Origin of the sequence: Vibrio sp. 10N.261.55.A7, from assembly GCF_002877365.1 — a bacterium.
Lineage (GTDB): Bacteria > Pseudomonadota > Gammaproteobacteria > Enterobacterales > Vibrionaceae > Vibrio.
In genome coordinates this window covers 1-12800 of record NZ_MCWZ01000091.1, presented here as the reverse complement: position 1 = coordinate 12800, position 12800 = coordinate 1, and the positions used below count along the sequence as shown (strand labels likewise).

Annotated in this window: 11 protein-coding genes and 1 pseudogene; 1 reads left to right on the top strand and 11 read right to left on the bottom strand. The window is 43.6% G+C overall.

The features are described 5' to 3' along the window. The first annotated feature begins 29 nt into the window (after nt 1–29). Complete coding sequence (gene metE / locus BCU12_RS06940) at nt 30–2339, top strand: 5-methyltetrahydropteroyltriglutamate--homocysteine S-methyltransferase (RefSeq protein ID WP_102403622.1); 2310 nt, start codon at nt 30–32, stop codon at nt 2337–2339. 113 nt (nt 2340–2452) lie between these two features. Here metE and BCU12_RS06935 read toward each other — a convergent pair whose 3' ends face one another. From BCU12_RS06935 to BCU12_RS06885, 11 genes and pseudogenes are all read right to left on the bottom strand, one after another. Beyond that, nucleotides 2453–3010 (bottom strand): phaC PHA synthase, encoded by a 558-nt coding sequence (locus tag BCU12_RS06935; protein ID WP_102403621.1) that lies wholly within the window; start codon nt 3008–3010, stop codon nt 2453–2455. Between the two features lie 180 nt (nt 3011–3190). Then, nucleotides 3191–3574 carry a GspS/AspS pilotin family protein gene (locus BCU12_RS06930; RefSeq protein ID WP_102403620.1) on the bottom strand — a complete coding sequence of 128 codons (384 nt, stop codon included), beginning with the start codon at nt 3572–3574 and terminating at the stop codon, nt 3191–3193. 2 nt (nt 3575–3576) lie between these two features. Next, a complete protein-coding gene (locus BCU12_RS06925; RefSeq protein WP_102403619.1) occupies nt 3577–3873 on the bottom strand; it encodes a YciI family protein in 297 nt (98 codons plus the stop codon). A 108-nt stretch (nt 3874–3981) separates the two neighbouring features. Continuing rightward, nucleotides 3982–4380 (bottom strand): acyl-CoA thioester hydrolase YciA, encoded by a 399-nt coding sequence (yciA, locus tag BCU12_RS06920; protein WP_102403618.1) that lies wholly within the window; start codon nt 4378–4380, stop codon nt 3982–3984. 317 nt (nt 4381–4697) lie between these two features. After that, the gene (locus BCU12_RS06915; protein WP_102403617.1) at nt 4698–4949 is read right to left on the bottom strand and encodes a hypothetical protein; all 252 of its coding nucleotides are present in this window, start codon (nt 4947–4949) and stop codon (nt 4698–4700) included. A gap of 93 nt (nt 4950–5042) precedes the next feature. Next, a complete protein-coding gene (locus tag BCU12_RS06910; protein WP_102403616.1) occupies nt 5043–7559 on the bottom strand; it encodes a hybrid sensor histidine kinase/response regulator in 2517 nt (838 codons plus the stop codon). After that, nucleotides 7552–8742: an acyl-homoserine-lactone synthase gene (locus tag BCU12_RS06905; RefSeq protein WP_102403615.1), complete on the bottom strand. Its 1191-nt coding sequence runs from the start codon at nt 8740–8742 to the stop codon at nt 7552–7554. Before BCU12_RS06905 ends, BCU12_RS06910 begins: the two co-directional genes overlap by 8 nt. Nucleotides 8743–8955: 213 nt before the next feature. After that, nucleotides 8956–10245: a dicarboxylate/amino acid:cation symporter gene (locus tag BCU12_RS06900; RefSeq protein WP_277871258.1), complete on the bottom strand. Its 1290-nt coding sequence runs from the start codon at nt 10243–10245 to the stop codon at nt 8956–8958. 308 nt (nt 10246–10553) lie between these two features. Continuing rightward, nucleotides 10554–11360, bottom strand: coding sequence for a tryptophan synthase subunit alpha (trpA, locus tag BCU12_RS06895; RefSeq protein WP_102403613.1), 807 nt, complete (start codon nt 11358–11360; stop codon nt 10554–10556). Then, nucleotides 11360–12550 carry a tryptophan synthase subunit beta gene (gene trpB / locus BCU12_RS06890; protein ID WP_102403612.1) on the bottom strand — a complete coding sequence of 397 codons (1191 nt, stop codon included), beginning with the start codon at nt 12548–12550 and terminating at the stop codon, nt 11360–11362. Before trpB ends, trpA begins: the two co-directional genes overlap by 1 nt. An 11-nt stretch (nt 12551–12561) precedes the next feature. Continuing rightward, nucleotides 12562–12800, bottom strand: a pseudogene (locus BCU12_RS06885) (bifunctional indole-3-glycerol phosphate synthase/phosphoribosylanthranilate isomerase); the annotation flags it as partial.

The following is a 12800-nucleotide window of genomic DNA, read 5'->3' as shown; positions in this document are numbered from 1 at the left end:
ATTATAAATATCTTAAGAGGAATAGGGACATGACAACGACGACACACATACTTGGCTACCCACGAATTGGTGAAAAACGAGAACTGAAATTTGCGTTAGAGCAATACTGGCGTGGAGAGATCGACCAGAGCGCATTGAAAGAAGTCGGGTCCTCTTTACGTAAGCAAAACTGGCTTGTACAAGAAGATGCGAATTTGAGTTTTTCAACGGTTGGTGATTTTGCATGGTATGACCATGTCTTGACCACGACATTGCTACTCGGGCATACCCCCAAACGCCACCGAGAAGGCTTTCCAGACTTAGATACCCTATTCAAAGTGGGCCGAGGCCAGTCTCAACATCAATGCGGTTGCAGTTCGACGGGGGGTGACAGTGGGAATGCCGCTTCAGACATGACGAAGTGGTTCAACACTAACTACCATTACATCGTCCCAGAGTTTAGCCAAGACGACAGTTTTGAAGTGAGTTGGCCGCAATTGTTTGAAGAAGTGAATGAAGCGATTAAGGTGGGGCACCAGGTAAAACCGGTTTTACTTGGACCAATAAGTTACCTTTATCTTGGCAAAGAAGTCGATCAAGATTTTGACCGCCTAACGCTGCTGCCACGTCTTTTGACTGCGTATCAAGCGATATTGTCAAAGCTCTCTGGGCTGGGTGTTGAATGGGTACAAATTGAAGAGCCTGTGTTGTCTCTAGAATTAGAAAGCCAATGGCTTGATTCGTTCAAGCTTGCTTATCAAGTGATACAGAGCGATGTGAAGCTGCTTCTAACAACGTATTTTGATTCTGTCGTTGATACGATTGATAAAATAGTTGAACTGCCAGTTCAGGGCTTACACGTTGATTTGGCGGCTTCTCCAGAGCAGTTGGATTTGGTGGTTTCTAAGCTACCAGAAAGCTGGGTGTTGTCTGCTGGTGTTATCAACGGTCGAAATGTTTGGCGTGCTGATCTTACTTCTTGGGTTGAACGACTGAAACCAGTCAAAAAGGCGCTAGGCGAACGATTATGGATTGGTTCATCCTGTTCACTTCTGCATAGCCCTGTTGACCTTGAGCTAGAAAAAGAACTCAACGCAGAGGTACGCTCTTGGTTTGCGTTTGCAAAACAGAAAGTGAAAGAGGTGGCACTGCTTGGTGCCGCCCTTGATGGAGACAACGATGCGGTTCTTGCGTGTGATACGTATAGCCAACCGATCATAGCTCGCTTGTCATCTACGTCAGTGCATAAACCACAGGTTGAAGCGCGGGTGAACAGTATTACTCAATCGCTTGTTGATCGCAGTGAGCAATACCAGACACGCTCAGAGCATCAAGCCAATGTTCTTGGATTGCCTTTACTGCCCACCACAACCATTGGTTCGTTTCCTCAAACGGGCGAGATTCGAGCACAACGCAGTGCGTTTAAGCAAGGGCAGTTGAATGACGAAGAGTATACACAAGCGCTGAAAGGCCACATTGCCGATGCGGTGAAACGTCAAGAAGCACTTGATCTTGATGTACTGGTTCATGGTGAAGCTGAACGTAACGACATGGTGGAGTATTTTGCTGAGCATCTATCTGGTTTCCAAACCACTCAGTTCGGTTGGGTGCAAAGCTATGGCTCACGCTGTGTTAAACCGGCGATTGTTGTTGCTGATATTGAGCGTGAAAATCCAATAACGGTAGGCTGGACGACTTACGCACAATCATTAACCTCGAAGAAAATGAAAGGAATGCTAACGGGGCCTGTCACTATTTTATGTTGGACGTTCCCTCGAGAGGACATTTCTCGTAAGAAGATAGCCCAGCAACTGGCGTTTGCACTGCGTGATGAAGTTTCCGATCTTCAAGATGCTGGCATTAACATCATTCAAATTGATGAGCCCGCGATTCGAGAGGGTCTACCACTTAAAAAGCAAGATCATAAAGCGTACCTAGACTGGGCGGTAGACGCATTTAAAATTTCGGCGGCAAGTGCGAAACCAGAAACGCAAATTCATACTCATATGTGTTACAGCGAGTTTAATGAAATTATCGATTCAGTCGCCGCACTTGATGCCGATGTGATTACCATAGAAACGTCTCGCTCAAATATGGAGTTGCTTCGCGCCTTTGAGGAGTTTAATTACCCGAATGAAATTGGTCCGGGTGTGTATGATATTCACTCTCCAAACATTCCATCTGAAGAATGGATACAAGATCTTCTTAGAAAAGCCGCACAGAAGATCCCTGCCGAGCGCCTTTGGGCGAATCCAGATTGTGGTTTGAAAACGAGAAACTGGGAAGAGACAGAGAAGGCTTTGACCAATCTGGTTTCAGCGGCTAAATCGTTAAGAAAAGAGTGGGCTGAAACGGCTTAAAAAGTGCGTCGTACCTATTGGTAAGCTTTTGAAGAAAAAAATGCCGCGATAAGCGGCATTTTTAAACTCAATTGAATAGCTGATGAGTGATTCAATCCGCTATTTATTTCGTTTTACTTAGCAAAATTGATGATTGGGAAACATTTGAAGAATCCGTTATCAGCACAGTTAAGTAGGCCAATTTGGACACCTTCGATTTTCGCTGTTTTATTAAAGATACCCACCTGAACCGTTGATGTTTCAGAAAGGTTTGCGGCACCGACATCAACCATTGTATTGCCTTCTGAATAGTTGACTAAACTGACGTTAGCGCCTTTTACATCATTTGTAACGTTGACTGCACCGAAGTTAGCACCCGTTGTTTGCCCTGTGTTCCAGTTAAAGAAGCCAAAAGACGCACCCGTCATGGATTCATTCACTTTTGATGCACCGAAAAAGCCTAAATTTACGCCTGTTGTGTTATTGGTTTCTGATAATCCAACGATAGCGAGATCAACACCCTTTAGGTCGTCAACTTTTCCGTAAAGAGCAGCGACACGAACGCCGCCTACTGCATTTTCATCGGGAGCATTAAAGTTATTAATCGATGAGAACATCACTGGAGTTGACGCAAACGCTACTGAAGATGATAGGGCTGCAGTAACGGCAAGAGCAGAAATTATTTTTTTCATGGAGACTCCAAACTAAAGAAGATAACTTGATTAATACTAGTGTGATCAGAATCTAGAAATGAGAGCTGACTCGCATACTGTATATGTGTGTTATAGAGTATGCAAGTGTGTAATACAGAGAGGTTGTATGAGTATCACATATGACAGGCTCTGATTTTCAGATTTAGGTGCCATAAATAGTTATACGCAGGTATTCTTGTCAATATATTCATCGACCATTAATTGGCCTCTGCTATTGCGAATCTTAATTCGGTAACTGATACCAACCTCAAGATTGCTTTTCACTTCTGGGTTACTGCAATAGCTATTAACGCTCATCTTCATCACCTGTTGTACAGGTAGAGCGCCACGCGCATCATCGTTATAGACCATCATGATTTCAATGGTGGTTCCTTTCGCTGACGCTCGCATGATCGAAAGAGGCCCATGCTCTAGCGGTAGTTCAGAGCTCAACACACTGGCCCTATTGTTTGCTAGCAATTCTAAGTGGCGCTGTTGCTCTGCATTGGAAGAGCAGCCGAGGAGAATGAAGGGGAGCAGTAGAGCTATGATGATCTTTCGCATGATTAGAATACTTTTTTAAATGGCTTTACAACCACATTTGCGTATACGCCAGCTTCAATATATGGGTCAGCATCGGCCCACGCTTGTGCGTCTTGGATAGAGTTGAATTCAGCAATCACCGTTGAACCCGTAAACCCCGCTTCGGCTGGATTATCAGAGTCAATCGCTGGCATTGGCCCGGCAGTAAGTAGACGACCTTCATCTTGCAAGGTTTGCAAACGTTCAAGGTGCTGAGGGCGTACAGATAATCGTTTTTCTAGAGAGTTTTCCACGTCGGTAGAGAAGATTACATACCACATAAAATGTCCTTATTAAAAAGAGTGAAACACGCCGAAAAGTGTTTCCTGAAACGTTAATGTACCGAAAGTAACAGGATTTTCCAGCGTCAATGTAATGGTAATGTGAGTTTACGACGGTTTGATAGCGCGAGGCTTGCCTTTATTGTCGACGGCGACGTAGTTAAACGTTGCATCACACACCTGAAAACGTTCTCCTACCCCTTCTTCTCGGACAGGTTTAACCCAAACATCCAGTTGAATAGACATAGATGTGCGACCTATCTTAGTACACTCTCCATAGCAACAGACAACATCACCAACCTTGACTGGTTTTTTAAAGGTAATACTCGATACCGACACGGTTACGATGCGACCCGACGAAATTTCTTTGGCTAGTATGCCCCCGGCCAAATCCAGTTGAGACATGATCCAACCACCAAAAATATCCCCATTCGCGTTGGTATCCGCAGGCATGGCTAGAGTGCGAAGTAAAAGCTGCCCCTTTGGAGCATTAATTTGATTGTTCATTGTTTATCCATACATAACAGTGTTCATATTGGAACGCTGAAAAAAACGTAGTAATCGATCCAATTACCGCCTGCGAGTGCAGCGGAACATTGATCGCCCCTAGTGTAATAGATACTGAAGTAATGAGGAATGGTGATTGTCGCTGGCGATAGATTTGAAGGTAAAAAGTGACAAAGAGGTCATCGCATTCAAGGTAATAATGCGGCTGTATTTACCTTATGTCACTTTCAACGGCAGTTAAACTCAAAGTATAGAAACGTAACTATCCCAGCGTATTTGGTCATACAGAATTGCTAACTGGCAAGGTTTGTTACTTTTCAACGTTCTAAGCCGGTCGTTTGTAGTTCGGGGATCAGCCTCTTCATGTCTTCCAAATAGCCTTCACAACGTAAGTTATCTACGGCTGATCTTAATTCTTCGTCACTCATTGCGAAGCAGCTTGATTTGCCCGTCATGAGGCTTAGGTATTCATGGTATTCCATTTCGGTGAAGTGACCAATTCGATCCACGAGCAGAGATTTAATGCCATGATGTATTAAGCCATAATAGGTGTGTCGATAAATGTCCATATGAATACTCCTAATTCAATGGCTACCTAGTAATTGAGTAGCCAAGAAAATGCCGCAGTCGCTTTATTAGGAGTTAAGCATAATGAATGCCAATTAATGCACAGCTTGAACATCTCTTTTCTTTGCCAACCATTTGATGACTTTATTTTCTAACGCTTCTTGCCCAGTAGGCTTGCTTAAGTGGTCATCCATGAGGTTGTTAATCATTGATAGCTCTTTTTCACCCGACTCACCTGATAAGGCGATAATAGGGGTGGTAGGGGATATTTTTTTCAGTTCAATAGAGGCATCAAACCCATTCATCACTGGCATTTGTATGTCCATGATAACCAAGTCAATTGGGTTCGTGTTGAAAATGTCTATCGCCGTCTTACCATTATTTGCTTGAATAATATTGAGACCCATATTGAGTTGATCGAGGTAAAGTGTCACGAGTGCTCGTTGCACTTCTTTGTCATCCACGACGAGGATATGTTTATGGTGGAGTTGCAGCTTATCAATAGTTGAGGCGGCCTTGTTTTGAGCTGGCTTTTCAATTGCGTTGCCTGTCGATGACGGTGAGACATACGGAAAAATGAGTTGAAATTCAGTGTATTCTCCCGGTTTTGAGATACATTGAATCGCGCCGCCAAATGATGTCATAACGCGTTGACAGTAACTAAGGCCTAAGCCGCTGCCACCGCTTTTATTGTGGGAAAAGAAGTCATTAAAAATGCGAGATTGAATTTTTTCAGGGATCCCAGGACCGGTGTCTCTGATCGTTACCGTATTCTGATTGTCAATTTGAGAAACATTAATCTCAATTTGACTGTCGGGATATGAGTCGAAGTAGTAAATCGCGTTACGCAACAAATTAAAGATAACGAAGTTAAAGAGCGTTTCATTCACTTTAACCTCAAAATGGCTGTCAATTCTCAGGTGCACTCGGGAACGTTGCTGCGCATTTTCGAAGCCATATTGGTTCAGTGCGGTTTCAAGCAAAGATTCAATGTCGTATGGGGAAGACGGCTCATCATCTAGAGATGCGCTGTTTACTTCTCGAAGTATGATATCGATTAGTTGTTTTCCACGTTCGACAGAATCTTTTCCTTTATCAATTTCTTGTTCAATAACCTGAACCGGTGCGCCTTGATCTATGTTTTTTCTAAGCGCTTCAAAGTGAATTAAAACTTGAGCGAGTGGGTTTCGCATTTCATGGGCAATGGTATTGGCAAGGGCTTGTGATTGGCGCACCTTACATTCCATGTTTATGTAGCCTTGTGCTTTTTTAAGCATTCGCTGTAGCGCTGCCACTTCTTCCTGAGAAAAAAGTCGGCCACTTTTCTTGCGAGTAGAGATCAGAAAATGAGACACATCTTGGCTATCGTCAAACAAAGGGAGCATCATCGCGACGTCAGTGTTGTTCATTTTACTGTAAAGCTTGGCGAGGTCTTTTGGATTCTCGCTGGTGGAGCGGTCTATTTGATCTTTTAACTCATCTGCAATAAGCGCATTGCCGTACATGTGTATTTGTTCTGTGTAAAGATCATCATCGTCACTGGTTTGAATAAGCTGGATTTGAGATTGAGGAACATCGAGCAATTGAGATAGCTTGTTCATCGCAACAGAAGGAGAAGATTGAAATTCGGACACCAGAGCATTGATATCATCTAAAGGTGTCTTTTTCGATTGATAGACAACGAGGCTCATGTAGCTCTTGATAAAATTGTACACATAGTGCCACGTGCCCCCCATGAACATACACCAAATGATCGCCTTGATAGTGATGTGTGTTGGTGACACAAAGTGGGAGGTCAGAAGGTAAATACCTGTATAAAGACTGCTTGTTATCAGTAATGCTGAACCAATAAAAAGAATGTACTTACCGCTAAAGAATCGTTTTGTTATCAGGGCGTAGCCCACCATCAGCATTTCACTGATAGAAAGTGCCGGTGGTAACCAAGTCAACGAAAAATCATTGAGTAGATAAGTAAAACCAAGTTGAATGATTGCGGTAGACAGCATGAAAACTGTGATGCCTAGAATCATATAGTTGATTCTAGCTTGTCCAACCTTGCTCGCACTGTGTCTGATATAAACTAGGTTAGTCAGGGTGAGTACAATCAAAGAGATAAGGACGGTGAAAAAGCCTTGAGTGTGGTCGCCAAAGACAATGATAAAGTCGCTAGCACTGTTTACATATACGTCAACAATGGTTAAATCAGGAATGAGGTTTACTGTAAGTGCGTAGAGAACGAACACAGCCAATATGAAATAGTGCAGCTTGGGTGTCGGTGTCTTAGAAAGCTCAGAACGCAGTTGGCATGAGAACAAAAAAGCAAAGGTAAATGCAAAAAAAGCGGATAGGTTGGCAAATACCGCCATAAACACGGCCATATCACTGTGGAAAGTAACTAAGAAATCGGTGTGAAAATAGGCGTTACTCAATATCCAGAAAAATAGGCCGACAGAATAGATGACGTAAAAGCGGAAAGTGTTGGTTTTACTCGAGTTGGATTGCTTTTTTAACGAGAAAAGGAAATATCCTACCCAGCCAAGTATGAGTAGAGATATTCCAATTAGAACCAAAGCTTTTGGGTGCAGTATTGGTGCAATTAGAGTATCAAACATAGTTTAGCTCTTTTACTTTCTTGGCCTGGTTAATAACGCGGCGCTTGTACGATTGGTAACTCAGTTTATCCAATTCTAAGCGAAGGCTTGGAATTTCCCAAAACCCTTTGTAGGTGTAGTTGTGAGAGTCGTCTAATTTTCTACAACTACTGTGGAAGTATCCGTCATTTAGCAACGTTTCATAGAATCGAATCATCCAGGGTTGTTCAATAACAGTGTAAGCGAGCCTTATATTTTTTCGATCAAGTAGCGGCATGATTCTTTTTTGAGCTAGAAATAGGAAAAACGCCCCTTGAGTGACGGAGCCACTTACCGTCAAGCGTAATACTTCACATATTTTTTGCTTATCGACTATGTGCCTATTTAGATTATCTTCAAAACTCTTAATAGAGCGGTTATCAAAGCTAAAATTTTGACTATAAAGGCCTAAGCTTAAGAAGCGTTCGTTGTAATTGCTAGGTAGGCAAAGCTTCCAGTTTTGATTGCGAAAAAACGGTGTAAAGTAAAGCCATTGTTCCGCTGTTGACCAGTTTTGCACTCTGGCAGACGACACAATAATACTTGGGCTCTTGCATTGTTCAGTAACGCGATGAGTAAGTATGAAATGGCACCCCTTCTTCGAAATATCAAGGCTCGGAAGTATTTCATACCATTGACTACTTGAGACGAGAGTGCAAAGGTTGATCAAAGCGATTGAATCAGACAATGGCATGGGTGCTTGATGATGAAGCGTTAGATAGTACTGCTTAGATTCTTCTATATTTTCAACGAGATTGGCGTCGTATTTTTCTTCGTCCATGGGTAAGTAATTTGGCATAGAGAAAGATGGACTTGGGTAACGAATTTTAATTTTGTAAATTTCGTATTCACACCAGAATCTAGCCCAGTGTCCAAAGCAACCAATTACGGTAGACTCTAGTCGTTTGTATTCTTGTGGCCAAGCGGCAATATCAACATCTAAGGCCTTCTGATATGCCGAGGTCTCGATACACGATTTAAAACTTAGGGCTTCGGTAGCTGGGTCAATCGAGTGGGTGAGAGAAATTCGCTCGAACAAAATAGTTTTTAAGAAGGATGTTGAATACTTGTTTTCTATGGCTTGAGCAAGATGGAAACAGCGCTCTTGATAGGATGGATAGAGATAGTTACGTTGATCGTCATTCAACGGTTCGATTGCGGCCATGCTAAATCCTCCGGTATAGGGGGCGATTAATCATATTGGTGCAGTAGCATAACAACAGTAATTAGAGTGATCGAATGCATAATAATCGAAGCGTGCGGTAGATTCCAACAATGGGAAATACAAAAAGCCCTAGAGGATTGTCCTTAGGGCTTTGTTCGTTTTATCTAGACGTTAAAACAGTTGTTTAGCGCATGTGATAGGTTTCTAGAGTCTCTATGCTTCCTGTCTTTGAAGTTCAGCTTCTACCGCTTCTTCTTCAATCAGAGAATCGACGATAACAGCACACGCAGCGTCTCCAGTGATGTTCAGTGCCGTACGAATCATGTCAAAGATACGGTCTAGAGCAAACAGAAGAGGTAGGCCTTCGATTGGAATTCCCGCTGCTAGAAGTACCGCAACGACAAGGAATGAAGGACCAGGAACACCAGCTTGACCGACTGCACCAAGCGTTGAAGTCAAGATGATCGCAATGTATGCACCCATGCTTAGATCAATGCCAAATAGTTGGGCAAAGAAGATAGCAACTAGGCCGTAGTAAATCGCGTTACCAGACATGTTGATGGTGGCACCTAGCGGAAGAACGAATGAGGCCGTAGAGTTACGAACACCAAGTTCTTTCTTCACTGTATCCATAGTCACTGGCAGTGTTGCCATAGAAGAAGCAGTAGAAAGAGCGACAGCTTGAGGCTTCTTCATTGCTTTTAAGAACTTCTTCGCTGATGTCTTAGTAAAGATTTGAATCATCAGTGGGTATGCTACAAAACCAAAGATAAGAATGGCCGCAACGTAAACCATGAACAGTTTGAATACGATCATGAGTGCAGCAAAGCCAAATGTGCCTACTGCTTCTGCCATTAGACCAAACACCCCTAGTGGTGCAATGATCATCACTTTGTTGATCATCCAAACCATAGAGTTAACGATCGTGTTTACGCCGTTAATGATAGGGTCACGTTTTTCTGCCGCTTGCTGTGAAAGAGCGACGCCAAAGAATAGACAGAATACCAAGATCTGAAGAATATTTTCGTCGTTCAGTGAGCTGAAAATGTTCGTTGGGATCATACCAGTGATGGTTGCCCAAAAAGTAGGAAGCTCACCTTTGCTTGCTAAATCGCCAGCAGAAAACATGCCTTCAACCGCGGATACATCAATACCCATACCTGGTTTAAAGACTTCACCCATAACAAGTGCAAGCGCAACGGCTAGAGCGGATGTGATACCAAAGTAGCCCAAAGTGGTTAGGCCAACTTTACCCGCGGATTGACTGCTACCTAGGCCCGCTGCGCCAGAAATTAGAGCCACGGCAACAAGTGGGATGACGAGCATCTTAATCAATGCAATGAAAATAGCACCCATTGGAGCAAAGACAGTCGCGCTTTCACCCATCAGACCGCCAATGACAGTACCAAGAATCATAGCGATGACAACTTGTACGCCAATATTGCTTAGTAAATTCTTATCTTTTAACACTTTTGTTACTCCTGTGCTGCATAAATGTAAAATTCCAATATTACACTCTAACTATTCTTGAATTATCAGATAAATATATCGCTATGCTTTTTACACTTATCAGTGAGTGTTAGCAACAAAAAGAGATAAAGATTTTCACACTTAAATGAGATTGTTTGACTTAAGTAGGCTTTTTATTGATTGATGCAATCGTTTGCTATGCGGGTGGTGAATTGGTCTCGATCGAGTGCTTGGATTGGTGAATGCTTCTGGATTTTTAAATTTGCTGGAGGTCACATGAAATGTTAACAAAAAGGCCTCCAATGTTGCATTGGAGGCCTTTTGATCAGAAAGCGATGGAACTACTTTTGTGTTGCGCTCTTCATTGATGCAATGAAGCTGTGCAGTGAAGAAAGCATTGTTTCTGGTTGATCGACATTGTTTTCGATAATTTTCACAACGGCTGACCCAGAAATTGCACCGGCTGCACCGGCTGATAAAGCCTGTTTTACTTGCTCTGGTTCTGAAATTCCGAATCCAAGCAATGCGGGTGGCGCATCAAACTGATTTAAGCGATCCAGCAGAGCATTAACAGGCATGTTTGCTTTTGTTTCTGCGCCAGTCACGCCCGCACGAGAAAGCAAGTAAGTGTAGCCACTGCCTAACTTCGCAACAGACGAGAGTGTTTCATCGCTTGCGGTTGGTGGGGCAATGAAAATTGGGTGAATGCCGTGTTTTTCAGCAGCAGCCACAAATTCTTCACTTTCGTTTGTTGGTACGTCGGCAATAAGGACGGAATCGATACCTGCTTGAGCACAACGTTGGTAGAAGTTTTCTATGCCGCGTGAGTAAACCAGATTCGCATACATGAGTAAGCCGATCGGTAGCTCAGGGTGCTTAGCTCGGATTTTGCCAATCAGCTCAAAACAGATGTCTGGCGTTACTTTTGAGTCTAAAGCACGGATGTTGGCACCTTGAATTGTCGGGCCATCAGCCAAAGGATCTGAGAACGGAATACCTAATTCCAGTGCATCCGCTCCTGCTTCGATTAAGGTTTCCATAATTTTTAGCGATTGCTCAGGGTTAGGATCACCAACCGTAACAAAAGGAACGAAAGCGCCTTGGTTTTTCTCGCTAAGTCGAGTGAACATTGATTGATAGCGATCCATTATAAGACTCCTTTCTCTTCTAAAATGTCGTGGACGGTAAAGATATCTTTATCACCGCGTCCAGATAGGTTCACCACAAGAAGCTGCTCTTTTTCTGGCTCTGTATGGGCCATTTTTAGTGCATGCGCGAGAGCATGAGCTGATTCTAGAGCAGGGATAATACCTTCTTTGCGTGCCAAAATTTGGAACGCTTCTAACGCCTCATCATCAGTGACGTTGTCGTACTCTGCTCGGCCAATGGCATTTAAATGCGCATGTTGTGGCCCAACTGATGGGAAATCTAACCCAGCAGAAACAGAATAGGACTCTTCTACTTGACCATCAGGGTCTTGCATGAGAGGTGCTTTCATACCAAAGAAAATACCCGTTTTACCGTGTTTAAGAGGGGCGCCGTGTTGGTCGGTATCAATGCCTTTACCTGCTGGTTCAACTCCGATAAGACGGACGTCTTTTTCTTCGATGAAATCAGAGAACATACCAATCGCGTTCGAGCCACCACCAACACAAGCGATCACGGCATCAGGAAGACGACCTTCGCGAGTAAGGATCTGATGTTTTGTCTCTTCGCCGATCATATGTTGGAATTCACGAACAATAGTCGGGAAAGGGTGAGGGCCTGCCGCTGTACCAAGTAGGTAGTGGGCTTCTTCGTAGCTAGCTGACCAGTCACGCAACGCTTCATTACAGGCGTCTTTTAGTGTTGAAGAACCTGAATGGACAGGAATGACCTCTGCGCCCATTAGTTTCATACGGAACACATTTGGGCTTTGACGTTCAACGTCTACTGCGCCCATATATACGCGACATTTAAGGTCGAGTAGTGCACACGCTAAGGCGGTTGCTACACCGTGTTGCCCAGCCCCCGTTTCTGCAATGATCTCTTTTTTACCCATACGCTTAGCTAGCAGAGCCTGGCCAAGCACTTGGTTCGTTTTGTGTGCGCCACCGTGAAGCAGGTCTTCTCGTTTTAGGTACAGTTTGGTTTTTGTACCTTTGGTCAAGTTACGAGTTAATGTTAGCGCGGTTGGTCGGCCAGCATACTCTTGAAGCAAGGTCATGAACTCTGCACGAAATTCAGGATCTTCCTGTGCATCAATGAATGCCTGTTCGAGTTGGTCCAGTGCTGGGACCAAGATTTGTGGAACGTACTGTCCACCGAATTCGCCGAAATAGGCGTCTAATTTAGCCATGATAATGATCCTTAGTAATCTCTGATTGCTGCAAACGCTTGTTGCAACTTATCGGTATCTTTTTTGCCTGCTTGGTATTCAACGCCAGAATTTAGATCTAAACCTAAGCAGCCAAGTAGAGCGGCTTGTTGTGCGTTGTCAGCATTTAGCCCGCCAGCAAGCATAATTTGTTGTGTTTGGTTAATGATGTCCCAGTTGAACGTTTGTCCCGTACCACCCGATTGGTTGCCAACCTGAGTATCTAAAAGGT

Coding starts and splice junctions, on each gene's coding strand:
- metE (WP_102403622.1), top strand. CDS start 30: ATGACAACGACGACACACATACTTGGCTACCCACGAATTGGTGAAAAA.
- BCU12_RS06935 (WP_102403621.1), bottom strand. CDS start 3,010: ATGAAAAAAATAATTTCTGCTCTTGCCGTTACTGCAGCCCTATCATCT.
- BCU12_RS06930 (WP_102403620.1), bottom strand. CDS start 3,574: ATGCGAAAGATCATCATAGCTCTACTGCTCCCCTTCATTCTCCTCGGC.
- BCU12_RS06925 (WP_102403619.1), bottom strand. CDS start 3,873: ATGTGGTATGTAATCTTCTCTACCGACGTGGAAAACTCTCTAGAAAAA.
- yciA (WP_102403618.1), bottom strand. CDS start 4,380: ATGAACAATCAAATTAATGCTCCAAAGGGGCAGCTTTTACTTCGCACT.
- BCU12_RS06915 (WP_102403617.1), bottom strand. CDS start 4,949: ATGGACATTTATCGACACACCTATTATGGCTTAATACATCATGGCATT.
- BCU12_RS06910 (WP_102403616.1), bottom strand. CDS start 7,559: ATGTTTGATACTCTAATTGCACCAATACTGCACCCAAAAGCTTTGGTT.
- BCU12_RS06905 (WP_102403615.1), bottom strand. CDS start 8,742: ATGGCCGCAATCGAACCGTTGAATGACGATCAACGTAACTATCTCTAT.
- trpA (WP_102403613.1), bottom strand. CDS start 11,360: ATGGATCGCTATCAATCAATGTTCACTCGACTTAGCGAGAAAAACCAA.
- trpB (WP_102403612.1), bottom strand. CDS start 12,550: ATGGCTAAATTAGACGCCTATTTCGGCGAATTCGGTGGACAGTACGTT.